At 61.5% G+C, this 25,972-nt stretch carries 14 protein-coding genes and 1 tRNA gene; 6 read left to right on the top strand and 9 right to left on the bottom strand.

Translation table 11 applies throughout. The features are described 5' to 3' along the window. Positions 1-8: 8 nt before the first annotated feature. The 6 genes from I41_RS10585 to I41_RS10560 form a co-directional block, all read right to left on the bottom strand. On the bottom strand, positions 9-4,475 hold the full coding sequence (locus I41_RS10585) for a PKD domain-containing protein (protein WP_145432515.1): 4,467 nt from the start codon (positions 4,473-4,475) through the stop codon (positions 9-11). 291 nt (positions 4,476-4,766) lie between these two features. Continuing rightward, positions 4,767-5,651 (bottom strand): glycosyltransferase family 2 protein, encoded by an 885-nt coding sequence (locus I41_RS10580; RefSeq protein WP_145432514.1) that lies wholly within the window; start codon positions 5,649-5,651, stop codon positions 4,767-4,769. 290 nt (positions 5,652-5,941) lie between these two features. Further along, on the bottom strand, positions 5,942-8,224 hold the full coding sequence (locus I41_RS10575; RefSeq protein WP_145432513.1) for a BUD32 family EKC/KEOPS complex subunit: 2,283 nt from the start codon (positions 8,222-8,224) through the stop codon (positions 5,942-5,944). Positions 8,225-8,265: 41 nt separating this feature from the next. Continuing rightward, a complete protein-coding gene (locus I41_RS10570) occupies positions 8,266-9,126 on the bottom strand; it encodes a glycosyltransferase family 2 protein (RefSeq protein WP_145432512.1) in 861 nt (286 codons plus the stop codon). A gap of 370 nt (positions 9,127-9,496) precedes the next feature. Next, positions 9,497-10,882: a Gfo/Idh/MocA family protein gene (locus tag I41_RS10565; RefSeq protein ID WP_145432511.1), complete on the bottom strand. Its 1,386-nt coding sequence runs from the start codon at positions 10,880-10,882 to the stop codon at positions 9,497-9,499. 54 nt (positions 10,883-10,936) lie between these two features. After that, positions 10,937-12,622 (bottom strand): SUMF1/EgtB/PvdO family nonheme iron enzyme, encoded by a 1,686-nt coding sequence (locus I41_RS10560; RefSeq protein ID WP_210421152.1) that lies wholly within the window; start codon positions 12,620-12,622, stop codon positions 10,937-10,939. A 569-nt stretch (positions 12,623-13,191) separates the two neighbouring features. Here I41_RS10560 and I41_RS10555 point away from each other — a divergent pair. After that, the gene (locus I41_RS10555) at positions 13,192-13,944 is read left to right on the top strand and encodes a hypothetical protein (protein ID WP_145432509.1); all 753 of its coding nucleotides are present in this window, start codon (positions 13,192-13,194) and stop codon (positions 13,942-13,944) included. 239 nt (positions 13,945-14,183) lie between these two features. Here I41_RS10555 and I41_RS10550 read toward each other — a convergent pair. Then, positions 14,184-14,256 (bottom strand) — tRNA-Ala (locus I41_RS10550). Between the two features lie 459 nt (positions 14,257-14,715). Here I41_RS10550 and I41_RS10545 point away from each other — a divergent pair. Together I41_RS10545 and I41_RS10540 are read left to right on the top strand one after the other, a co-directional pair. Continuing rightward, positions 14,716-15,999, top strand: coding sequence for a BBP7 family outer membrane beta-barrel protein (locus I41_RS10545; protein WP_145432508.1), 1,284 nt, complete (start codon positions 14,716-14,718; stop codon positions 15,997-15,999). Between the two features lie 56 nt (positions 16,000-16,055). After that, positions 16,056-17,417, top strand: a complete 1,362-nt coding sequence (locus I41_RS10540) for a pyridoxal phosphate-dependent decarboxylase family protein (protein WP_145432507.1) — start codon at positions 16,056-16,058, stop codon at positions 17,415-17,417. Between the two features lie 89 nt (positions 17,418-17,506). Here the strand turns inward: I41_RS10540 and I41_RS10535 are convergent, their stop codons facing one another. Together I41_RS10535 and I41_RS10530 are read right to left on the bottom strand one after the other, a co-directional pair. Next, positions 17,507-18,472 (bottom strand): DUF4142 domain-containing protein, encoded by a 966-nt coding sequence (locus tag I41_RS10535; protein ID WP_145432506.1) that lies wholly within the window; start codon positions 18,470-18,472, stop codon positions 17,507-17,509. A 333-nt stretch (positions 18,473-18,805) separates the two neighbouring features. Further along, the gene (locus tag I41_RS10530) at positions 18,806-19,459 is read right to left on the bottom strand and encodes an SdrD B-like domain-containing protein (RefSeq protein WP_145432505.1); all 654 of its coding nucleotides are present in this window, start codon (positions 19,457-19,459) and stop codon (positions 18,806-18,808) included. Between the two features lie 898 nt (positions 19,460-20,357). Here I41_RS10530 and I41_RS10525 point away from each other — a divergent pair. The 3 genes from I41_RS10525 (at position 20,358) to purN (ending at position 25,898) form a co-directional block, all read left to right on the top strand. After that, positions 20,358-21,443, top strand: a complete 1,086-nt coding sequence (locus tag I41_RS10525; RefSeq protein ID WP_145432504.1) for a lysylphosphatidylglycerol synthase transmembrane domain-containing protein — start codon at positions 20,358-20,360, stop codon at positions 21,441-21,443. 310 nt (positions 21,444-21,753) lie between these two features. Further along, complete coding sequence (locus I41_RS10520; protein ID WP_145432503.1) at positions 21,754-25,233, top strand: isoleucine--tRNA ligase; 3,480 nt, start codon at positions 21,754-21,756, stop codon at positions 25,231-25,233. After that, positions 25,230-25,898, top strand: coding sequence for a phosphoribosylglycinamide formyltransferase (gene purN, locus I41_RS10515; RefSeq protein ID WP_145432502.1), 669 nt, complete (start codon positions 25,230-25,232; stop codon positions 25,896-25,898). The genes I41_RS10520 and purN overlap by 4 nt, the downstream gene beginning before the upstream one ends. The last annotated feature ends 74 nt before the right edge of the window (positions 25,899-25,972 follow it).

The following is a 25,972-nucleotide window of genomic DNA, read 5'->3' as shown; positions in this document are numbered from 1 at the left end:
ACAGTCGTTCACCCATTTGCCTTCAGCGCCGCGATCTCCGCTGCGCTCAGTGCTCGGTTGAAGAGCTTGACGCCATCAATGGCGCCGGTATATCCCCTCAAGCCATCGTCCTGCGCACCGATGGAGAGCGGCAGCGTATTGCCCGCAATTTGGAACACGGCATTCCTGCTGGCTTGCAACACGCCGTTGATGTAAAGCTTGATCGTCGAGCCATCATAGGTTGCTGCGACGTGCAGCCAGACCGTGCCGGTAGTAGGGTGCTTCGACGTACTATTGACGCGAAACGCGTCGCCGCTGGTCGCCTGATCGAAGCGGACGAATACCTTGCCGTCTGAACTCAGCCCAAGCTCGTAACCGTCGGTTGCATCTTGTCGCCCTTTGCGGACGACGTACTGCGTACCGCTGGCCGCCGGCTTGATCCATGCTGAGATGGTGATCTGGCTGCCAGGATTTAACGCTGGCGCGTCGTCCACCAGCAAACGATCGCCTTTACTCAGGTTGAGCGCATTGCCGGACAAGCCCGGGACAAGCGACGGCGAGCCGACGATGCTCGCCGAGCGCACGGCCCCTGATGAATCGGCAATCGCGCCCCCGGTGACGGCTTCCATCTCCCAATCGCCGACCAGCGTTGGATCGGCGGCGATTGTCGCTTCGATCGTCACGGATACCTCGTCGAATACGGTGGCGCTGCCGTCGTCCGCCGTGAGACGCAGCACGTAGACGCCCGGAGTCGAGAACGCCGCGTGCGTCTGCAACGATTGCGGATCGCTAAAAGTGACGCTGCCCGGGCCCGCGGTTTTGCTCCACACGGTCATCACGCCCGCTGAAGGTCCGTCATCGGTAACGCTTCCTGTCAGCGAGATTCCCACGTCCTGGCGAGCCGTCAGATCTACCCCGGCGGAGACGCTTGGCGCTTGGTTCGCCTGCGGGGCCGCGGTCACTTCTACGAAAACATCGTCCTGGGCCGTCAACGATCCATCGTTCGCTGTTAGTCGCAGCACATAGCTTCCAGGAGCAGAGAATGTGGCCGACGTGGTGGCAGACCCGCCGTTAGAAAACTGCACGGCGCCGGGACCCGACACGCGGCTCCAGCTAACCGACACGCTGGCGATCGGACCATCGTCGTTGACGATGCCGTTAAGCGTGATCGCGACGCCAACTGCGGCGGTGCGATCGACGCCGGCGAATACGTCGGGCGGTTGGTTGCTGGGAGCCTCGACGACGGGCGGCGTCTCTGAGCCCGAGCTAGCTGCCGGTTGATACGACACGACTAACTTCGGGCGCTGGGCGGCATCAGTTGCCTCGCGTGAGCGAAAGTCGAGTCCGTTGGCGGCACTCGCGTAATTCTGAACGGCGAATCCGAAGTTGATTGTCGAATTGTCGACCCATCGTTGCACTGCCGCGATACCGGCTGCATTGAGCGTGACGACGTAGCGACCAGTACTGCGCGGCGATACGACTCCTAATGTTGGTGCAGCGCGATCGCCTGTCGCACTAGCGCCGAGCGCCGTCCAGGAGAGACCATTTCCCGCTTGATTCCACGTCGCTTCGTACTCCCGCCAAGCCCGCTCCATCGCCAGGAGCTGGTAATTGTCCTGCGTGGTGTTGGTGACGTACAGCTCAAGCGTGGCCGAAAGCACCGTGCTGCCGGCGGGTATGGAGCTAAGGTCCCAACTCAGCAAACTAGCGATGTCTGGTGCGCCATCGACTTCCAACGTGTTGATCGAACCATAATTGGTTGACGCAGAGAGCGCGCGCAGCATCGTGTCCCGCGTTCCGGCGTAACCGCCGACGCCGTCTTGGAACGATGCGGTGACTGGCGTGTTCGATGGCGGCGATGACACCGTGATCGTCACGTCATCCTGTGCACTTAGCTGGCCGTCGCTTGCCGTGAGACGCAGAATGTAGGTTCCCGCTTGCGAAAAGCTCGCGGTCGACGTTGGACTCGCCGCATTACCGAAGGTGACGGCGCCTGGGCCCGAAATCTTCATCCAACCCGTCGTCAAAGCGCCGGGCAACCCGTCGTCGCTAGCCGAGCCGTTGAGCGTCACCAGCGAGCCTAAGGCTACGGTTCGGTCGCTTCCCGCACTCACCGTCGGCGCCAGGTTTGTCGGCGTCTCAGGAACGACGGTGACGGTGAGCTCATCGTAAGTCGACAATGCGCCGTCGCTTGCCGTTAGTCGGAGCACGTAGGCGCCAGGAGTCGAAAATGACGCCTGCGTTGACGTCGAGCCACTATTGCCGATCGTTACAGTTCCCGGACCGGACTGCTTCGACCACAGGAGAGTCAGCGGCCCGGGAGTTCCGTCGTCTACTGCGGTTCCAGCGAGAGTCATCGACTGCCCTGCAACGATCGTTCGGTCCGCGCCGGCGTTCACGATCGGCGCCGCGTTTTGCGGTTCGGTGGGCGGAGAAGTCGGCGTGCTATACGTGATCAGCAATCGCGGACGCTGCGAGACGGTCGAAGTCTCGCTCGACCGGAAGTCGAGTCCATCGGTGGCGTCGCCGTAGTTCTGGAAGATCATACCGTGATTCGCCAGGGGATGGTTGATCCACTCCTGGACCGCCGATCGCCCCGCTGCGTTCAATTCAACTCGCACCGTGCCCGTACTTCGCGATGAGATCGCGCCTAGGGAAGTTGCGTCGCGATCAGCAACGGCACTTGCGCCAGCCGTCGCCCAGGACTGCCCAGCCTGTGCGATGTTCCACGTCGCGCCGAGTTCGTCCCACGCACGTTCCATCGCATAGACGCCAAATGAATGGACGGTCGTGTTGGCGACGAACAATTCGAACGCCGCCGAGATGATTGTGCTGCCCGCCGGGATGGCGGAAACGTCCCAAGCGACCAGACTGGCGATGTCAGGACTGGCGTCCATTTCTAGCGTGGCGAGCGTACCGTAATTGGTGTTCGCATTCAGCGCGCGGATCATCGTATCCCGCGTTCCCGAGTACCCAGCAACGCCGTCCTGGAACGAAGCCGAAACCACCTGGCTGGGAGAGGGGTCGGGCGCAGGCGGCTCGACTACAATCGTCATTTGATCGGCGTCGAAGCCTTGGCCGTCGGTCGCAACGATGCGCAGCACATAGGTCCCGGGAACCGAGAACGTCGCCTTGGCGTTTAACTTCGACGGATCGTCGAATGCGACGGAGCCGGGTCCGCTTAACTTTGACCAGCCAACAGTTGTCGCGCCAGGTTGGCCGTCGTCTTGAACGCTGCCGCTGAGCGTGATTCCCGCGGCAATGGTCACGGTTCGATCCGCCCCCGCGTCGACGCTAGGGGGTTGGTTGATCACGATGGATCCAAAGCTGAAAAGCACGCTTTTCAGCGTGCTGCCGTTGGATGCGATGAGCACGACTTCGTCGCTAAAATTCTGCTTCGTACTGGAGACGTTCTGAATTGACCCGCTGATCATCGTTTGCCGCGGACCGAAGCTGATGGAGCCGAGCGTCGACTCTCGGTAGACGATGTTCGCGGTACCCTCGCTCGCGGCGTAGGCAACGATTAGTTTCCCGGCTGTCTCATTCAAGAGCACGACGGGGCGAGTGCCGCTGGTATCGATTGGGTACAGGACATTGTCCCACTGGCCGTTCGGTCGGCGGACGATGAGCCCGATCTTGGTTTGACCGCCGCTGTCGTAGCTCGTCTTGACAGCCGCGTAGAGCGTCCCGTCGGCGGCGACTGCGACGTGCAGATGATCGTCCGCCATCCCGCCGCCAGTATTCAGCGCCGCCGCGCTCGCGGGCGTCTCGTCTGCGGACCACGCCATCGGCGCCGCGCCGTCGACGTGATAGCTAAAGCCGAACTGCTTCGTATTTTGATTCGACCAGAGAACGCCGACCGTCCCGTTCGGAAGGGCCGTGATCACGGAGATATCATCCGAGCTGATTCCTGAGGCCACGGTGATCGGGCTGCTCCAGCTCTGGTAGAGTCCGTCGGCGTAGCGCACCTGCACCAGGCTGCCGTTGTCGGCAGCCACCCACAGGCGACCCGTCGTATCGAGATCGATCGTCGCCGTCTCGGCGCCGGAGAGCGGGAGATCGATCAGCTGCGGCCGCATTGTCCAGGGAACGTAGTTGCCGGCGCCATCGTATTCGATGCTGGCCAGCTGGCTGGCGGCCCCATCGAACAACAAGATGTGAGCAAGATTGCCCACCGACTTCACGTCGGCCGAGATGCTGGTGCTGGTGGAAAGCTGTAGCGACTGCGTCCACGTTGTGCCGTCAAGACGCCAGACCGACGTGCCTCCCGACGAGGGCATTACCGTCCACCACTGATTGTCGTATTCCCAAACTTTGGATTGCGGCTTCTCGCCTGTTCCCTGGGTAACGGAGAGGTCGGTGAGGGCGACCGCCGCTAAGAACCGGCGCGACTCGAGCGTCTCAAATCGAAGCGTCTCTGGCTTCAGCGCCCGCGGGCCGCGCCGGCTAGATCCGTTGATGAAGGCGCCGATGACTCGTTGCAGCTTCGATTTCATACGCGCGTCGAGTTGCTGGATCCCGGCGGACCGCGACGATCGCCGCTGGCAGGCTGGGAAGGATGAGGGCCATGTAAGGCTTGGGCCAGCTGTTCATAGTAATTCCCGGGAGTTGAACTTGAAGTGGAGACGGTGCGGGTCGCGCGGGTTATGACGGCCCAGCTTCGCGCCGGTACGCGCGCGAACGGGGCGCTGTTCGGGCAGCGACGTCGCGGCGCATCAGAACGCGCCTTCGCGGCCCGGCCGAAGAGTTAGACGAGAATGTCTACAATGACGACGGCAGTTTGCAAGTTAGGCCGCTCGACGTTCAGAAAGCGAGATGGCGGGCGCGAACGGCAGGCGATCCCGCTGAGTTGCCGCGGCTGCCTCTTTGCGGATGCCAAATTCGGTCCACGTCGCGCGTTGCTGCCGGACCTTTGCTCGATGCGCGATGTTCCAGCGGATCACGTCCGCATCGACGTAACCCCGACCATGCTCCAGGTGAATGCAAACGGCGCGATGCCGTATCTGCATGGGCTGGACGCCGAGGTTCACCAGGCGCTCGCCCAGTTCACGATCTTCGCCGCCGTAACCCATGCGCTCGTCAAAGCCATTCACGCGGATCAAATCGTCACGCCATCCCGACGCATTGTGCCCGTTCCAAGTCGCTCGCGTGGTCGTCAGCCGGTCCATGGCCCCGCCCAGTGCCTTGGGCGTTGCGATCATGAAGCACTTCTTGTCCGGTCGCAAACCATGGCGCAACAGCCAGGACGCGGCAAAAGCGCGTCCCGAGAAGACGTCGTTAACGTCGAGTTGCTCGCTCAACGGCAGGGGTAAGCGAACGAGGCCCCCCGATAGAAATCGCTTGCGCGCCGCGTAAGCTGCATGGACGGCCAGGAAGTCGCGTCGCGGAATACAGTCGCCGTCTGAAAAGACCAAGTAGTCGCCCGTGGCGGCGAGGATTGCCTTGTTCAGGATCTCGCATTTGCGAAAGCCATTGTCTTCGTGCCACGCGTGCTTCAGCGGCAGTCGAAATGCCCGGCGCAAGCGCTCGATCGTCAGCAGGGTCTCTCGCGTCGATCCATCGTCGGCGATGACAATCTCGTCGGCGCGACGGGTCTGCACAGCATAGCCCCACAAAACCTTCTCTAGCCACTGGGGGGAGTTGTACGTTGCCAGGACGACCGAGATTCGCATACGTGCCCCCCACCGTCGACTGCTGGACAGTCTCGCGTGCCATGGGGGGGCGCACTTTTGGCGTAGAGCAACGACGACCTCAGGGATCATCGCCTCGTCATCAGCGCCTAAGAATGGTCGCCGCTATTGGTCGTAGCTCGATATAGCTGCGATCGGCCCCATATGGAATGAGCCGTCGCCCCCTTCGTGAAGACTTATCGAGCCTTGGCGTTAAGAACTGGAAGCTTGGAGAGCAAGCCGTCAAACTTGATGCTGGCTCTGCTAGCGACGCTCGCCGGGGCTTCCACGCGCTACGCGGCCTTCGACTGCGGCATGGACACGGGTTCCGCCGCCGCAGGGCGAGCGATCGACGCGTCCGATGAGGTGGCCGCGCGAATGAAACCGCGCGCTCGCCGCGGCAGGAATCGATGCGCGTGGGTCGCAAAGTAAAGTGCCCGTTTGACGCGTTGCTGACCGGGCGAATCGTACAGGAGACTGTTCAGGCTGAGGCCGATGTAGGGTTGCCAGTTTCGCTCGTAACTATTCGAGCCTTGAATCGGCAAGTCGCCTTCGAATCCGCTCGGGCATCCCGCGACGTCGTAACTCTCTTCGAAGGTCTTTGGACGGCGGTCGTACTGGTGACTGAATTCGAAATCAAACAGCTTCAGGCCTTCCCGTCGGTCGACCAGCAAGTTATCGATGCTCGCGTCAACAAGGGCGAACCCGGCGTCATAGATGTCGTGCAGCGCTTCCACGGCTTGTTTGGCGACGTCCAGGGGCAACATCCTTCCCGACGAGCGACGGTACTGCAGCACGTCGTCGTAGTAAGGGATCATGAACCACGAATCGCCGCGCGCCACGAGCGGAGGAACGCTGGCGATCTTGCCGCCGGCCGCGGCGAGAAACCGCACCTCACGCTCAAGGAAATGCAGCATCTGCGGCTTGAACGACTTCTTGACGACGAGCCGTCCGTTGTAATTCACGACCTCCACCTTGGCGCGGCGCCCAGACTTCGTGACGTCAGCGAGGACAGCGGCTGCGCCGTTCGGCGTGCGCACTCGCCGCTGCACTTCGTCCAGAATCTCGGCGGCGCGTTCGGCGTAGATGGCCTCGATGTATTCGATCGCCTCGCGGCCGTTGTCGCTGGAGTGAATGACGTTGCAACGTTGTTCGTTGGGCGCGTCGCGATTGAACTCATCCCGAATGACGTCCTTGCATAGCGTTCTCGCGTTCACCACGAATGGGTACTTTTTTCGCTGCCGACGCGTCGGCGGCATTGGATTGGCATCGTGGGCGATCAGAATCGCAGCGGGAAGGCCGCCTGAAACGGGCCAAGGCCCCGCCCCCCAATTACCGCCGCGGATCGCATGCGCGGCAGCAGTTGCCTGCGTCGGGTCCAGCTGGTGTGCGTGAGTCACCTGAAATCCGTGATACTCCAGCAACCGTCGAGCGCGCACCACGCCGCCGCGATCGAGGCCTCGCTCGCGCAGAAGGAAGACCGCCAGGTTGGCAGCGGCTTCGCCGTGGCGTTCGTTGGCGAGTCGAAGGCGCAGCCATTTGTTGTGGCGCGCCAGGCGGACCATCATATCGTGGGACGGACGCCATCCTTTGGTCGCCAGATGCGCGTCGAGTGATTCGAGATCGACGTCTCCGCTGTAACCGACGACGGCTCCAAGACGCCTGAGAATGTCCGCATAATCATGATCCGACCGGGCCGCTGCTAGATGCCTGGCGCCAGACGTTTGCAGGCCTGACTTGAACCCTTTGTGATAGAGGGCATGATAGGCCAGACTCAAGAAGTGATGCTCGGGCGTCGGAACTCGGCACAGGCCGCGGTGCTCGATGGCGGCATTCAGCAGTTGCTGGGCAATTGCCGGCGGATAGTAGGGCAGGCTGCGAAAGTCCGTTCGCGGCAGGCCGGTGGTCGTATACAAGTCGACGGCTTGAAGTCCTGGACCGCTCGCTAACAGACTTTCCACGGCTTCCAAATCGTCGTCCGCGATTAACAGATCGAGGTCCTCGCCGGGCGCCACCGTGGGAAGGGACTCAAACCAGCGCAGGATGACGTGCTGGCGACGTTCTCCGACTAGTTGCGCGAGGAAGCCTTGGACGCCGAGTTGGAACGGGATGAAGCGCCTCGCTCCGGTCACGGCTCGCCGGCGATTGCGCCAACAGAGCAACCTGCGCCGACTGTCTGGGAGTAAAAGAACTCGCGGGCGCGCGAAGTTCCCCGAGAGCCAGCGACAGCCTCCGATCGCAGCGGCGCACAGCGTTGCGAGATCGAATCGCAGGGGAACCGCCACCCATCCCGCGTGGCGAACGCTCCGCCAATGGGCGAGTTTCAAGCCGGTCCAACCGTTAAGAATCAGCACGTCGGCGTTGTTGCAGCGGATCCTCCGGGCGTCGTCGCTGACGGAGACTTGCTCGCGCGGGAGCGCGCCGCCTGCCACCAGCGTTTCTGCCAGCCGCGCGGACGCGGTGACGGCTAAATATCTCGTCAAGCCAAGCGACCGAAGCCCTTCGCCAAGATCGCCGTCGTGCGGCTCGAACTCAATTACATTCGCGTCCTGAGACCAGAGAACGTCGGTAGACATAGATTCGCACGTTTGGCGTGTCAGCGCCGTAAAAAGCTAGGCTAGGCCGCTGGATTGCGAATGTCGGATCCCACATGCGACGAAGTTTCGGTTAAACCACTTTTGCGAGTCGCCTCGGGGTCGGGTTGAGGAATGGCGTGATGGAGTTCCCAGAGCTTCGACTTCTTCAGAAACGAATAGAAGGCCGCGTACATACAAACCTGAAGCCCGGCAACTCCATCGAGAAAGCCGCGTCGCAAAATGTACAACTGCAAGAATCGCAGCGGCGCGATCAGCGCTAGGGTTGCCATGCTCGGCGCCTGCGGTCTCCGCGATTCATTGACGGCATTAAGCGCTCCCCAGCCGGCGTAGCGGTTGAGTTTCTCGACGTATTGATCCGACGTCCAAGTCGTGTAATGGAGCATCGGCTCGCGAAGGGTCGCAACGCGGCCCCGGTCCAAGTTGATCTCAGCGTGCACCCAGCGTTCGCGATAACGGCAAGCGTCGCGACGGAAAAGACGAATGACGCGATCATTGTCCCAACCGCAGCGTTTGATTCGGTGCCCAAGAAAGTGATTCAAGCGCCCGATCGCGTAGCCGTCGATCTGCTCATCGGGCTGAGCCAGCGTCCGCCGAATCTCCTCCGCCAGCGCGGGGGTGATCCTTTCGTCGGCGTCCAGCAGCAGAATCCAGTCGAATCGAGCTTGCGGGATCGCCCAATTCTTAAAATCAGCCGAGTTGCGATACTCGCGTTCGATCAAGCGGCAGCCGTGGAGGGACTTCACGACGTCGATGGTCCCGTCGACCGATCCCGAATCCGCGATCAGCAATTCATCGGCGATCCCGGCGACGGATTCAATGCAAGCGCGAATGTTCTTTCGCTCGTTCTTGCACGGGATAAGGACGGTCAGCTTGGCTGCCATGAGTACACCGATCGTTGAGTGCCGACGACCGCTGAGTGGGATCTAGCGCGCGCATCGATAGGGAGACTGCATCCGAGTCAGTCGTTCGCGGCGGAGTCGTAGCCGATTCTGGGCGCCTTCGTCAACGTCATCCTGACGCGAACGCCTTCCCTGGCGCGAAAAGAACAGCGCATGGTCCCGCTGGCCGCCCACACGCGGAGAGCTAGCATGCGCGCAGGAGGATCGATCTGCATATGGCGCATCACGCGCGAGATCGCCCTCTGCGGCAGCTGGCCGCGCGTACCTCGACGGTGCGCCAACGTGGCTCGCCAACTCGACGCCACGTCGCACTCGCTCCGCTCACCTCTCAGCAGGAGATCCCTGCGAAGACTCAGACCTTATCGCTGTACTCGCGACGTCGCTCCTTGCCCGGGTTCGGCACAGGGTACCGCCCTTGCTCATCAGGAGTCAGCGGGGCCGCCCCCGTCTGTGCCAAGTCCGCCACGCCCGGCGCCATTTCGTGCGGACAGTTCAGCATCTGCTCATAGGTGATTTCCTGGCCGGTGTGCGCCGCCATGCGTCCCATGCTGGTCACCAGGCTTGCCTCGACGCCGCGCGGCACCTCGTTGTACGGCTCGTCGTGGACGATCGCCTTGACAAGGTCCTTCCATTCCAACTGGTACGGACTTTCTTCGGGCTGCGGATAGGCCCACAGCATGTTGTCGCGATCTTGCCCAAAGCTCTTGTAGGTCCGCACCTTGCCGGGATGATGCCCCGAAGTGCTAACGATCGCCGATCCCTTCGACCCCAGCACGACGCTCGACATGTCGTTGCGGCATCCCAGCATCGTGCGACCATCGAAGAAGAAGACCGAGCCATCGTCGAAGGTGTATTCGACGGCATAGTTGTCGAAATTCTGATCGACGAAATCCCCGCGGTAATGACGGCCGCCGAGCGCCTGCGCTTTCACGGGCCAGGCGTTCTTCATCCACGAGACCTCATCGATCTGATGGATGTAGAAATCGCTGAACAAACCGCCGCTGGCCCAGATAAAGCTGTGGAACTTCTCAATCTGCCACATTAACTCGTCTTTGTCCGCCGGCTTGGCCGCCGTGAAGCAGGTGCCGACGGGACCGTGCATGCGGTACGCCCGGGCGCAAACAATGTCGCCGATCTCGCCGTCTTGGATGCGCTTATGCAGTTCCTGTCGGCCGCGGCAGTGGCGCACCATGAGTCCGACGCCGCACTTCAAGTTTTTCTCGTCGGCCTTTTTGGCGAGCTCGAGCATCCGCTTGCCCGTCGGTCCGTCTGCGACCAGCGGCTTCTCCATGAATACATGGAGCCCCTTGTCGATAGCATACTGAAAGTGGACCCAACGGAACGCCAACGGCGACGCAAAAATGACCACGTCGCCGGGTCGCAATGCGTCCATCGCCTGCTTGTAGGCGTCGAATCCGATGAAACGGCGATCCTCGGGCACGTCGATCAGTTCTGGCTTGTCGGCAAAGTTTTGCTTAAGCGTGTCGAGGCTCTCCGCGAGACGATGCGGAAACACGTCCGCCACCGCGACCAGCTTCATCGGATAACCCGCGCCCGTCAGCGCGTCGGCGACAGCGCCAGTGCCGCGCCCGCCGGCGCCGACAAGCGCCAGCTGCAGCACGTGGTCTGACCCGGCGTTAGCGAAGACATGCGGCGCCTTGAGCGCACCCAGCGCCGAGACTGCCCCGGCGACCTTGATAAAGTGACGACGGTCAGCCTGCGATTCTTCGCGTTGCATGGCGTGCTCCTACCTGATCAATCGTGTTCGGAACGTGATAAGTGCCCGGGCCAACTAGGGCTTCGGCGAAGAACAGTTCCAGTAGAAATGCATTTCTTCGGCCGAAGGCGTCTTCAAAGGGCGTACGATGCGAAAACCGACCCACGGGGCGTCGGTCAAATACCACAAGCTTTTGGGAAGTTGCGGATCTTGCTGCTGCCATGCGGCTTCCGACCCGCGTCGGGCTGCTGACCGCAGGAGTTCCGGACCGTCGGCCCACCCGCCGCCGCGCACGCTACGCGGATACAACTTGGTGGGGCGAATGAACGGATTCTCGGCTCCGGACTTCAGTCTGGAAAAGTAGTCGGGCACATACTGGTCGATCGTCCACTCCGCCACGTTACCGTGCATGTCGTGGAGGCCCCAGGGATTGGGCTTCTTCTCGCCGACCAGCTGGTATTTTTCCTCACTATTGGCTTCATGCCAAGCGTAATCGTCAAGATTTGCTGGATCTTCCCCAAAAGAGTAAGCCGTCGTCGTCCCAGCGCGACAGGCGTACTCCCACTCAGCTTCGGTGGGCAAGCGGTAAAATTCGCCCGTTTGCGCGCTCAGCCACTCGCAGTATTTGTTGGCGGCATGCTGCGTCATGCTGATCGCGGGATACCCGTACTGCCCCATCCCGAAGCTCATCTCCACGTACGGAGTCGTCGGCTGGCTGACGGCGTCGACGTCGGTATGCCGCCCCCAGTCAAAGTCCTTGCGCGTCCCGTTCTTCATCCGCTCGATCCCGGTGAGCATGTACGGTTCGTATTCGTCCCAGCTCACCTCATGCTTACCGATCCAAAACGGGTCGACGCGCACCGCGACTTGCGGACCTTCGTCATCCTGCCGCCCCGATTCCTCGGACGGACTTCCCATTTCGAACTCGCCGCCTTGAATCGCCACCATTTCATAAGGGGCGCCAGTCTGCGGCACCTCCGCCGCGTAGTCCTGCATCTCAGCATCGGTGCGCGAACGATCGTTCGCGACGATCTTGGCGTGGATGCGCCGCACGAGTTCCATGTCGTCGGGCGAAGATGGCCGCCCCGACGGCTCTGATCGCGGACGTACCTTTAGCTTCGCATCTCGCGGCCATGAGACGCCCTGCGTAATCCAGAGCCGCAACGTCTCGACGTCTTCGTGAGCCAACGGACCGCCATGATCTGGCGGAGGCATCAACGCAGGATCATCCTTCGCTGCGGAAACGACGACGTAAAGCAGGCTAGACTGCGGACGGAACGGGACGAGTAGTCCGTCAGGTGCAGCAACGGCCTCGGCAGTGGTGAGATTGACTTCGCCTTCAGCCTTTTCCTCGTTGTGGCACGAAACGCAATTGATCTCCAAGATGGGCTGCACATGAGCAACGAAGTCAATTCGCGGCCGTGGAGTTAGCTTTGCCTCCGCTGGCCAGTTCGCGCCATCGTCGATCCATTGTCGGACGACTTCAAGTTGCGCCGGATCGATCCGAGGCCCATCCGGCGGCATCGCGCCCTCATCGTCGGCCGGCAGCAGCATGCGTGCGTAGAATGAGCTGTCTTTTGCGTTGCCGGGCACGATCGATTCGCCTGCCGCATGCAGTGAGTCGAGCCGCAGCCCGCCCTCGTCGTGGTCCGCGTCGTGGCAGCGCAAACAGGCCGACTCAATGAGCGGCTTCACCTCCTGCTCGAAGTCGACGCCCGCCCGCGTCTCAGAGAAGAGGCGCGACGCCGCGAAGACCGTCAACAGGATTCTTCTCGGAAGGATGCAGGACCACTGGCGCATTCGTTCGCTGCCTCTGGACTGTTAGAACGTCTACTACAACTGCGCCGGCGTCGGCCGAATGAAAATGAGCGTTAACAAACAGAATCCTCGCACGGGACGAGTCGGTCAGACGGCGGTCTCAGCGTCTCATCGTTTGCAATGACGGCCCGCCTCTTCATTCAAGTCAACGTTCACAGCCTTCGCGACTTGGTTTCGTCAGGAAATGCTTACGAAAAATCAGCTGAGCGGCCCTATCCGGCGCCTCACGCCCATCGACCTAGGCGCCTCACAGGCGTCGCCGGAAAGGTCGGCGGCAAGGCTGCCTACATGCTGGCACGCCGCGACAAGAACGGTTTTCGCCTCATAAACTATACCCACAACGGGAACCTAACGGCAAATTGAGCGGGAAAGGCAACCCACGTCGTGTTAGGGGTCCGGTCGCCGCAAGGTGGTCTTTAAGCGGCGGCCGGTAGTTTGGTACAGTCCGCCGCCATTCTCCCATCGACGCGACCGCTCTTCCGCAGTCGCGCACCGCTCACTCGTGCGTATTGATGTCGCTCAATCCCTTGGCGCCGATCACCGACTACCAGTCGATGCTCAATCGCATCTTCTGGTTCACGACAGCTTGTGCGCTCGCCGGCGTTTGGATGCTGCGCTTGTTCGTGCCTGCTATCGATGCCTCCTTGGGCAAAATTGACCTTGCGATTGCTTCACGGGTCGACAAGCTGCTACCGATCGCCGGCGGCTACTTGCTGCCCGCGCTTCTCGTCGGGATTCTTGCGCGCGTCTTTCGACTGCATGCCCGCATCTCGGATTGGCTGGGCATTCGTGAAAGTTTCGAAACCGAGGTGATTCTCGCCGAATTCGGACGCCGCCTCGGCGTCGACCTCGAAGCTCGCGGCGACGAACCGCGACGGCGCGCTCGCCACCACATCATGCGTCAAGCGTTTTATCCATACGTTAACGGCGCGCACGCGCAAATTGACCAACAGCTCGTTTACCAAGCGCTCGACGCCTGGTCGTGGTTTTGGGTAGGAGTGGAGGCGACGTTCGTGATCACGCTCACGAGCTTCACGTTGATCGCGTTCGATGCGTATCGCATCGGCTTTCAAACTCTCGCCGTGGCGATCGCCTTGGCGATGTTCGGCCTCCCTACCATTCGCGCTCAATGCAAGCGCTACGCAATTGCTCAGGTGCGCGAGATCCTGGCAGACTCTCAGCGCGCCGCCGTTGCTAGAGCCGCCTTCAATGAGCTAACTGGGGTGGCATCAGAGCAATCTGTTGGTAGGCGGGCCGCAGCTTAGCGACGCTTGCCATTCAGCAGCCTGATGTGGACCTGAAGGGTGGGCCGCTCGAGACTGCAGCTCAAACGAGCTTCCTGCCAGATTGGGGCGGCCAGCGGCAGAAGTCGCCAACTTGGCTGCCGTGACCTGTTGAGAGCCTTCGTCCTCCTTCCTGGAGAGACAGCCGCCCGCGAGATGAACATTTGCGGGGCGCTGCGGTCGGAGCTTAAAACAAGATCCGACAGAAAGTTACGTCGAAGTGGAGGATAGCGGGTTCGAACCGCTGACCTTTTGGCTGCCAGCCAAACGCTCTCCCAACTGAGCTAATCCCCCGTTGCTGGCAAGGCCGTTGCCAGACGATCGAAATTATCAGGCGGCTCCCGACCTGTCAACGCACCTCGTATTGGGCGAGGGCCCCGCCGTTCATGGCGAAAACCTCTGGTGGCGGCGGGGCCAGAACAGGTTCGCGGCGGGTTTCGATCGACCCACTCCAGTAGTAGATCGGCGGCAGACGGCGACGATTGCAGCATGGAGACCCTTTGCGGCGCAACCGCTGCAACGGCTACCATCGGGCCCACGGCCGGATGCGGGGGCCCGCCGCGGCATGCCGGAAAACTCGACCCATCTTCACGCGCGAAACCCATTCGAGGGCCTTTGCCGCCCAACTCACGGTCAATCGCACGTGCATGTTCCGCCGATAGGAATAGTGAACGCAACCACGGCGACCCGTAGAACCGGCGCCTCTTCTCAACGAACGCTGGTTGCCGTTCAGAATTCCTGGGGGGGAATCCAATGCTTTTCATCGCTGCGGCGAAGCGGCGCGCTGCGCTGCTTTGCGTACTTTCGGTACTTTCCAGCGTCGCCGGCACGCGACGATGTCACGCCATCGATTGCGGCGAACCAGTCTGCGGCATTGCCGATCTCTGCTGCGACTCCTGCGGCGAGTGCTGTAACGGGTCGTGTAAAGGAAACGGTTGCGACCGGTTCTGGCTCCGCGGCGAGTACCTTTATTGGCAAGTCACCGGCGCCGAAGCGCCGCCGTTGGTCACCTCAAGCCCCGACGGAACCTCGCCCGCCACGGCCGGTCGGCTCGATCAGCCGACTACCACCGTACTCGTCGGCGGCGATGAGCTGACCGACAAATGGCGATCGGGATTCGCCCTGAGTGGCGGATTCTGGCTCGACCCCGCCTGCGGACTGGCCGTGATCGGCGACTACTTCCGCATCGGCGACAACGGGTTTAATTCGAGCCTGGGCCCCGATGACGGCATCATCTACGCAAGGCCCTTCTTCAACAGCGAGTTGGGCACGCAAGACGCCGAAATGGTGAACGTGCCTGATCAGTTAGCGGGAAACGTTCACGTCCAAAGCACCAGCCAGTTCCAGGGCGCCGGACTCGGACTGGAAAAATGTCTCTGGAGTTGCGGCGATTCAACCTCCTGCGGCACAAGCAGCTGGATCACCGTTGTCGGCGGCTACCGTTACTATCAACACAACTCGTCGCTGCAAATTAATGAAGATTTGATGGTCCTCGACGGCACGACGACGCCGCTGGTTCCCGGCACGTCGGTTCTCGTCGAGGATAAGTTCGGGGCCCGCAACCAATTCCATGGGGGTGAAATTGGGCTGCAGGGCCGGCGGCAGGAAGGCTTCCTGTGGATCGACGGGCTCGCCGCCATCGCCGTGGGCGGCAACATCCGGGACGTATCGATCAACGGCGGCACGACGACGACTGTCCCGAACGCCGGATCGACGTCGAACCCCGGCGGTCTGCTCACGTCGAGCGTCACCAATATCGGCAACTATAACGATACGAAGGCAACGGTCATTCCACGCTTTCGCTTGGGCGTCGGGTGCCAGATATCGCCGCGGGTGAGCGCACGGTTCGGCTACAACGTCATCGTTTGGAACGACGCCGTCCAGGCGGCCTCGCAGCTGCCGCCGGAACTGGCAACCGATCCTCGCAATCTGCCGCCGGTCCAGGCCGGCGGCGGAACGCAACCGGCCAATCCGGGAATGTTCGGCACGACCGTCGTCGCTCATGGCGCCGACGCGGGACTGGAAGTAACGTTTTAAGCCGTGCCGACGGTGGCCGCGTTGACTGCTCTGCCGCCGGCAGGTCGAATTTGTCGATGGACCTGGACGAGACTTCGGCGTTGATCCGCGATGCGGCGGAGCGCGCAGCCGCCTACCATGCAAACCTCGACGCGCGCGGCGTAGCCCCAACAGCGGAGGCGCTCGCCGCCCTAGCGTCATTCGACGAGCCTTTTCCCGAGCAACCGAGTTCGGCGGCCGAAACGCTCGACCTCCTCGACCGCATCGGGTCGCCTGCCACGATGGCGACGACGGGGGGGCGCTATTTTGGCTTCGTCAACGGCGCCGTCCTGCCGGGCGCGATGGCGGCCCACATGTTGGCGACGGCATGGGATCAGAATGCCGCGCTGTCGGCCATGTCGCCACTGGCGAGTCGCGTGCGAGCGGTCGCATCGCGGTGGCTCGTCGAGGCGCTGCAACTCCCCCGAGGCGCCGAAGCGATGTTCGTCGGCGGCGCGACGGTCGCCAACCTCTGCGGCTTGGCCGCGGCACGAGATTTCGTGCTGGCCCAGTCGGGTTGGGATGCCGCAGCGGACGGTCTGATTGGCGCTCCTCCGGTGACCGTCGTCGTGGGCGACCAGGCCCACTCGACGATCGCCAAGTCGTTGTCGATCATCGGGCTTGGCCGCAAGCGCGCGACTATCGTGCCGACCGACGAGCAAGGTCGCATCATCGCCGCGCGATTGCCGCACGTTAATGGGCCGCTGATCGTCGTGACGCAGGCCGGCGAGTTGAACACGGGCGCTTTCGATCCGTTCCCCGAGATCATTGACTGGGCTCGTGAGCGACGCGGCTGGGTCCACGTCGATGGCGCTATCGGCCTCTGGGCGGCCGCTTCGCCGACGCGGCGCTACCTCACGGCCGGCATCGCTGACGCCGACTCATGGGCGACCGATGGGCACAAATGGCTCAATGTGCCGTACGACTCTGGCATCATCCTGATTCGCGACGCGGCGCTATTGCGGCCGAGTATGTCGGCCCGCGCGGATTATTTGCCGGACGGCGAACTCGATCCCATGCATCACACGCCGCAGTCGTCGCAGCGAGCGCGGGCGATCGATGTTTGGGCAGCGCTGCGGACGCTTGGCCGCACGGGGCTCGCGGAGTTAGTCGATCGTTGCAGCGACCACGCCTGCCGCTTTGCCGCGGGTTTACGCGCTGCTGGCATCGAGGTCCTCAACGAAGTCGTCATCAATCAGGTGCTGGTAGGCTTCGAGGATGAAGCGACGACTGAGCGCGTCATCGCTCGCATTCAACGCTCGGGGGAATGCTGGTGCGGCGGGACGGTGTGGAAAGGACGCAAGGCAATGCGGATCAGCGTCTCGAGTTGGGCGACGACCAGCGACGACGTCGAGCGGAGCCTGACCGCGATCATCGCGGCCGCCCGAGAGTCAAAGTAGGTCCAGAAAACAACGAAGGCCCGGCGAGAGTTGCCTCTCTCGCCGGGCTTCGGTCAAGTCAAACGAAGATTCCACTTCACAGCCAACCACTAGCGAGCTGAGCGGGTCGTCGCTGCGGGACGTTGCGAGGTTTGGGGCGTCTGGCCCTGGGCACCTTGCTGATCCTTTAGTTGCGACATGATTTGCTTCGCTTCGTCGAGGTGCTTCTGAGTCATTTGCTCGCCCTCGGAAACAACTTGCTGCAACTGTTTGCTGGCGAAATTCTTGCTGCCGCGGAGCTCAGCGAGCATGCCCAGGTGAGCAGCGACCTGCTGACCCATATAGGCCTTGTCGAACTCGGCGCCCTGCTTCTCCGAGAGTTCCTGTTGAGTCAGGTTGAGGCACTCCTGCTTGATCTGCTGGGCCATTTGGATGGCGCGCTGATCGTGACCAGCATGACCTCCGGCAGCGGCATTGCCGGCGCCCGCACTGTTGCTCGTTGCACCGTTGGCGGCATTCGAACTTGAGTTACGGCTAGCGCCCGCGTTCGTCGAGTCGGCCCCCGGCCGATTCGACGCGGTCAATTCTTCGGCAGATGCCGTGCGAACGCCCGACGCGCCGGCGGCGGCGTGACCTTCCGCCCCTCCCTGCAACTGCAGGTTCAGAGAGGCGGCTTCGGGAGCCGCCTGTTGAATTTGCGAAATTGCCTGTTGATGATGTTCAATCATCTGCTTCGCGAATTGGCGGACTTCTTCGTTCTGCGCGTGTTGTTCAGCGAACTGCGCCAGGGCGACTTCCTCCTGATTGCCAAGCAGCAAGCAGACGGCGATCTTCTGGTCCAAACTATCGCCGTGAGCCGACGCCGATGACCCGGTCGCCGGTTGTCCCGTGTTTGCCCGCCCTGCGGTCCCGTTGGTGGCGCCAGCGCCAGCCGTGCTTGACGGCTGACCCGCGCGATCGGCTGTTGATTGTCCGGTGTTCGACTCGACGCCCGATTGCGCCAAGGCTGGCCCGGCGATCACGCCGCCGAGGGCACTTAGCATAAAGGCGCCAATCCATTTTCTAGTCATCGTCATCACAATATCCTCCTCCGAGAATGGGAGCGCGTAGGCTCCACGGTGGATCGCGTCGTTAGAAAGCACGGCCGCCCAGTAACGCGATCTTGCAGATTGAATGCTGCACTAGGAGCAATGACCGTACCGCGGAGGCGATAACGCCGCGCATGAGGCGATACTTTGGTCAGTCGGCAGAGAAAAGGCCGAGTTTCGCCCGAAACTGGCGCCGCGTCGCAATTTCATCCTGACCGGCGCCGCACCGTAGAGGCGGACCGGTGGACGCGCAGACCGCAACCCGTCCGCGCTGCGACCAGAGCTAGCGGCGAGTCAAGCGAAAAACGCGCATGCAAACAGTCAACGCGCCGAGCGGCGTCTTGCGGCCGTCAGTCCGAACCAGCCAAGCGCCAGCAGAGCAGCAGTCGAGGGTTCAGGAACCGAACTGGCCGGTTCGGGATCGGGGGCCGTGACGATGGGAGGGGCCGTGCCGAGCAAATACCGCTTAGAGACGTGACCGGGCAGCAACCCGCGCTCGCCGAAGTTGTAAAAGTTGCCCCGCGAGTCGGCCGGCAGCGCGATGTTCAAGAACGCATCGGCTGCCACCGAGCCAACGTTGGCGCCAGCGGGGACCTGGTTGTTGTTCAGGTTGCGGATGATCCCCAGCGTGTCGATGCCGTCGAGGTAACCCACCGGTTGCGTTTGGCGGATGGCATAAGTCCCTGCCGATAGCCCGCTGAACAGGTACTCGCCGATGCTGCTCGTCGTCGTCGTCGAGAGCAACGTCTCTGTCGAGCCCGACATGCTGTAGAGCTTCACTTCAACGCCGCTGAGAACCCATTCGGGCTGTGCAGCGTCGGCAAATGCGAGTTGACCGTCGTTATTGCGGTCGATGTAGGCGTACCCTGAAAGCGAACTGGCGGCCTGCAGCGGCGAAGTTGTGGCGATCGCGAGGGCGAAGGCCGCAAGGGACGACGCAAGCGCGCGGCGCCCCGGGCGGTGTCTGTGAATCATGTGAGGCAAATCCCAAGGTGGACGTATTGAACGCCGGTCGCGATGGCGAGCCGACGGCGAATGATGAAGGGCTGGACGCTTGCTCAGCGTCCGAGGTCCGTCATTAGTCCTGCCTCTGGTGCGTGGATCCGCTGCGAAGAGAAATGGCCTGCGTCAACTCTGCGGGCCTATCTCCACGCTAATTGCCGCCGGGCAAACCGCTAGCATTTGCTCAGGGGTCTCCTCCTTAATCCTCCTGAGTTCCTGCGACGAGGTCCGGTTATCGCAGTCGCCGGACGTCGGCCGGGCCCAGCGGACAATCTGTCGCTAAGCGGGCAGCGACTAAAATGCGATTTTGGCGACAGAATGAATCAACCGCAACATCTTATTAGTAAAGCACTTACGATTTGACTCGACCGGAATTCTGTCGTTTGTGACGCGACAGAAACATTTGTGTCGCGAAGTTGCCGGCGTTCGGCGTGGAACCAGCATTGTCAGAACTTGGCGCATGCGGATACCTCACCCTTCTCGGGCTGTTCCCAGAGAGTGCCAAGAGTTCCGTCAATTGCCAAAGAGCCGAGCAGCTTCAACGGAGAATCGATGGGTGGGGGCTCTGCCCCTGCCGTGCCGCAGCCCGCCCACAGCAGCTTGCGGAGGTAAACGGGATCGGGGTCCGAAATGCCATCCGCCGATCACAACGGCGAGCAACGCAGCGGACGCCTATACTTTTGTACATTGTCTGGATCTTGGCGGCCAAAAGCAAGCATTATTTGCGGATTTTGACGATTGTCTGCCTGGGAGGCGAACGACGCGTTCTGGCGGGGCGACTGGTCGCTGAAGCGACCAGTTCGTCGCTCTGGTGATTGGGCTGCGTTCTGGTCACACTGAAGACTTCGCTTCTTGCTCCGCTTAGGTTGCCATGCCCGCCGACACTCCTCGCCCGACGCATCATCGCCGGCGGGTCGCCGTCGGGTTGGCGAAGATGGGGATCGCCGTCGCGATTCTCAGCTTCCTCATCTACCGGCTCCGCTGCGAAGGGGTCTTCACGCGGCTGATCGACGAGCCGAAGCATTGGGACCGGCTCGCACTTGCCCAGGTGCTCGTCCTTTTCGGGATCTCGCTCAATTGGGTCCGCTGGCAGGTGCTCGTGCGGGCGCTGAAACTCGATTTTTCGATTCGCGACGCGTTTCGCCTGGGGGCCCTGGGCCATCTGCTGAGCCAGGTGTCGCTCGGCAGCGTCGGCGGCGACCTGTTCAAGGCGATGGTCGTCGCTCGCGAGCATCCGGGGAAACGGACGGAGGCGGTAGCGAGCGTCATCATCGACCGTGTCGTCGGCCTCTATGCGATGCTGCTGGTGGCGACCGCCGGCACGATCGCAGCTGGCGAGGCCGCGCCGCTCACAGCCGAGTTAAAGACGTTGACGACGCTGGTGGTGACGCTTGCGGCCATCGGCACGGTCGGCATTGGGCTGCTGATGACGCCGGCGCTCACTGGGCCGCATGTGCGCGATCAGCTCCACAAGATTCCGCTCGTCGGCCAGACGCTCGCGCGGCTCTTCGGCGCGGCGGACGCTTATCGGCATGAACGGCGCTATCTGTTCGCAGCCATTGCGATTGCCTGCTGCACGCATGTGTCGCTCGTGTTGGCGATTTGGCTGATTGGCCAAGGGCTGCCGGTGGCAGCGCCGACCCTCGCGGCAACGTTCTTGATTGGGCCGCTGAGTTTGTGCGCCGGCGCGATTCCGCTGACTCCTGCCGGGCTGGGGACGTTCGAAGCGGCCATGAACCAGCTGTACGCGGCGGTCGGCAGCCGCGTCGGCGACGGGCTGCTGGTGGCGATCTGCTATCGGGCGATGACGTACGTCGTAGCGGGGATCGGGGCGGCGTACTATGTGACCGCGCGAAAGAAGGTCCGCGAGGTGCTGGTGGAGGCGGAAGCTGAAGCTGATGCGGCGGAAGATGGCGCGCAGGACGCGGGTGGCGAAGCGGCGACCGGTTGGGAGTAGCCGGAGGCCCACGGCCTCCGGGTGCGATGCCGAACGACTCGGCGGTTGTGGAGCAACTTCCGCTTCGCCCGGACCGCGTGGCGGTCCGGCTGCATTTTTTCCGTTAAGCTGCGCGGAGCGGGGTAGATTCTCTGCTCTCTGCTCCCCTGGGTTCGTGGCCCGAAATGCCCTAAACTAAAGCGTTTACGGCTGCGGGGCCGTCATCCACGACCATGCCTTGCGGCCGGCGGCGCGACCCCCGGGCGGAGCCCGGGGCTAGAAGCGCTTTAGTTCACTAGTCACTGATCACCAGTCACCACTCGCGCTGCACATGTTCCCACCTGTCGACAAAGACCGCGGCTTTCCCGAGCGTGAGCTCGACGTCCTGCGTTTCTGGAAGGAGCGGAACGTATACCAGCAGACGCTCGATGCGCGGGACGGTGCGCCGCCGTTTGTGTTTTTCGAGGGGCCGCCGACTGCGAACGGGATGCCGCACCCGGGGCACTGCCTGACGCGGTCGATCAAAGACCTCTACCCGCGCTACAAGACGATGCGCGGCTACCGCTGCGAGCGCAAGGCGGGCTGGGATACGCATGGTTTGCCGGTGGAGGTGGAGGTTTGCAAGGAGCTCGGCATCCACTCGAAGGAAGAGATCGAGAACTTTGGGATCGAGCCGTTCATCCAAAAGTGCCAGGCGAGCGTCTGGCGGTACATGAACGAGTGGGAGCGGCTCACCGAGCGGCTTGGGTTTTGGGTCGACCTCAAGCACGCCTACGTGACGTATCACCAGAGCTTTATCGAGAGCGTTTGGTGGTCGCTGAAAAATCTGTTCGACCGCGGGCTGCTGTACAAGGGGCACAAGATCGTTTGGTGGTGGGCCCAGGGTGGGACGGCCCTTTCGAGCGGCGAGGTGGGGCAAGGATACCGCGAGGTGGCGGATCCTAGCGTTTTCGTCAAATTTCCGTTACTCGACAAAGACGGCGAACCTACTGACGAGTCTTTACTGGTTTGGACGACTACTCCATGGACTTTACCAAGCAATCAATTCGTCGCAGTTAATTCAGCAATCAAGTATGTCACTGCAATAGATGAAGAGAGCGGAGAGAAATTTGTAGTTGCAGCGGAACTATTGGGAACACTCGCCGACAAAACCAAGCGCAAACTTCGAGCGGACACTTCACCCGTTGATGGCGCAGGACTTATTGGGGAAAGATACATCCCGCCTTTTGAATGCTATCGTGACAAATACGACACGATGGCTCAATTGGCTAATGGCGGCAGTAGCTATACAAGTTGGCGAATTGTTGCTGCTGATTTCGTAACAACTGAGAGCGGCACAGGTTTAGTGCACATCGCACCCGCTTTCGGCGAGGCAGACTTTGAAGTCCTCGAAGATGAGCGATCGCAGTTCAACAACGATACGGAACCACTGCTACTGAACGCGGTTGGCCCTGACGGAAAGTTCACCGATGAGGCTCCCGAGTTTGTCCGCGGTCGATGGGTAAAAGACTGCGATAAAGACATTACACGTGATTTGAAATCACGTGGGTTGCTGTTCCACCAAGAACAATATCTTCACGACTACCCGTTCTGCTGGAGAGCGGAAGAGGATCCGCTCATTCAGTATCCGAGAGAAAGTTGGTTCATTCGCACGACCTCCGTGAAGGAGGCAATGATAGAAAACAACTCGAAGATCAATTGGCTACCTGATCATATCCGCGATGGACGGTTTGGCAAATTTCTCGAATCCAATGTCGACTGGGCATTAAGCCGGGAGCGCTTTTGGGGGACGCCGTTGCCGATTTGGGTATGCAACAAGACGGGAAAGAAGGAAGCCATCGGCAGCTATGAAGAGCTTCTCGATAAGCCTGGTGTCAGGGGAACCGAAGTTTGGAATAATTCCAAGCGAGCTAATCCCAATCTTGTCGATGATCTACGAGTTCATAAGCCCTACATCGACGCTATCACCTACGAATGCTCCTCAACGTGCGACTGCAAGGGAACCGGCAGAAAGGAACGCGTTAGCGAGGTAATTGATTGTTGGTATGACAGCGGGGCAATGCCATTCGCCCAATGGGGATATCGCGGAGAGGAAGGGCCATCCCAAGCTAGAGACCGATTCTCTTCGCAGTTCCCTGCGGACTTCATCAGCGAGGCGATTGATCAAACCCGCGGCTGGTTTTATAGCCAACTAGCCATCAGCACGCTTTTATGGGGAAAGCAGAGCTCGCACGAATCAATGCTGGCCAAAGTGGTTGAGAAAGTAACTGGTAAGGACAACGTCGTTCCCTATCGAGAAACGAAGACGGTCCCGTACCCCCACCCCTTCAAGAACTGCATCGTCCTCGGGCTCATGCTCGGCGAGGATGGGCAGAAGATGTCCAAAAGCAAGCGGAATTACCGCGAGCCGAACGAGATTTTCGACAAGTACGGCGCCGACGCACTGCGGTGGTACTTCTTTGCGAATCAGCCGCCGTGGACTTCGATTCGATACAGCGAGCAGTCGATCAAGGACAGCGTGCCGGAGTTTTTGCTGCGGTTGTGGAACGTGTATTCGTTCTTCACGATCTATGCGAACATCGATGGGTTCAGTCCGGTGGGCAGTGGGAATTCGTCCTCAGCCGGAACGCCACGCGTTCCGGGCGCGGCGCCCAAACGGCTGCTGGCTCAACGCAGCGAGCTCGATCGCTGGATCCTCAGCGAGCTGAACCGCACCGCGGCGATCGTCGTCGAGCGGATGGACGCCTACGACAACTTCGCAGCGTGCGGGGCGATCACTGAGTTCGTCGATGCGCTGTCGAACTGGTACGTTCGTCGCAGCCGCGATCGATTCTGGGCGGCCGACAAACAATCGGCGGAGAAGCTCGATGCGTATTGGACGCTCTACGAGTGTCTGACGACGACGGCGCAGTTGATCGCGCCGTTCACGCCGTTCCTGGCGGAGAGCTTGTGGCAGAATTTGGTCGCTAAGCCGCTAAGCGGCGGGAAAGCGGGGGGCGCGCCGGAGAGCGTTCACCTGTGCGACTACCCGACGGGCGATGCGTCGGCGATCGACGAGCAACTGTCGGCGCGGATGAATTTGGTGCGGCATATCTCGTCGCTTGGCCGGCAGGCGCGGACGAGTGCGAGCCTCAAGGTGCGGCAGCCGCTCGCGCGGGTGGAAGTGATTCTGGCCGACAACACGCATCAAAAGTGGCTCGAAGAGCATGCGGCGGTGATTGCCGAAGAGCTGAACGTGAAGCTGGTTGAGTTTAGCGACGAGCCGGACAAGTACGTTGAGCACGAAGTGCTGCCGAACTTTAAGTTGCTCGGCAAGAAGCTCGGCAAGCTGATGCCGAAGATCAAGCCCGCGCTGGCGAGCCAGAGCGGGGCGGAACTGCTCGCCAACTTGCGCGACAACGGCAAGGTCGATCTCGTGATCGACGGCGAAGCGGTGCAATTGCTGCCGGAGGAGCTGGAAATCCGCTTTAAAGCGAAGCCGGGGTGGACGGCGGCGAACGACAAGGGGGTCGTTGTGGTGCTGGCGACCGAGGTGACGCCGGAGCTGCTGGCTGAGGGGTTGGCTCGCGACCTCGTGCGGGTGATTCAGGATCGCCGGAAGGAGACGGGGTGCGAGTTCACGGACCGGATCGAGGTCGGCGTCGTCACCGACTCGCCAGAATTGCGAGCCGCGGTTGAGATGTTTAGCGAGTACATCGCTGCCGAGACGCTCGCCGTTCGAGTGACGCCCGCGCCGATTCAGGGCGTTGAGCCCGTCAAGGTAACCATCGGCGACTATTCGGCTGACGTCTATATTCGGGTGGTGAAATGAACGCTTCTACAGAACCACCGCTGAAAATCGCCGTGCTGATTTCGGGCAGCGGGCGGACGCTGAAGAATTTTCTCGAACTGGCTGCTGAGGGGCAGCTGCCGGTCGATGTGCGGATGGTGATTTCGAGCAGTCCCACCGCGGGCGGGTTGCAGTACGCCGTCGATGCGGCCGTGCCGACCGAGATTTTCGTGCGTAAGAATTTTTCTTCGGCCCAGGCGTATGGTGACGCGATTTTTGACGCCTGCCGCGCGGCGGGCGTCGACTTCGTGGTGATGGCGGGGTTCCTCAAGCTCGCGCCGGTGCCGGATGATTTCGCGGGGCGCGTGGTGAACATTCACCCGTCGCTGATTCCCGCGTTCTGCGGGCATGGGATGTACGGGCATCGCGTCCATGAGGCGGTGCTGGAGTACGGCGCCAAGGTGACGGGGGTGACGGTTCACTTCGTCGATAATAAGTATGACGCGGGGCCGATCATTTGGCAGCAGCCCGTGCCGGTGTTCGACGACGACACGGCCGACACGCTCGCCGGTCGGGTGTTCGAGGCTGAGAAAGAGGCCTATCCGCATGTATTGCGGCTGTTGGCGGCGGGTAAGATCAAGCTCGAGGGGCGACGCGTGCGGATTGTGGCGGCGCGTTCGCGCGGCGGGGCGATGATTGGCGATTGAGTGCTGCATCCGTTTCAAGAATGCATACCAGCTCGTTTGTTTGATAAAGATTTAACCACAGAGAACACAGAGGT

Origin of the sequence: Lacipirellula limnantheis (assembly GCF_007746075.1) — a bacterium.
In the GTDB taxonomy this organism is placed as follows: Bacteria; Planctomycetota; Planctomycetia; order Pirellulales; family Lacipirellulaceae; genus Lacipirellula; species Lacipirellula limnantheis.
Note: the sequence above shows the minus strand (reverse complement) of the source record. Positions and strands in the feature narration are given on the sequence as shown.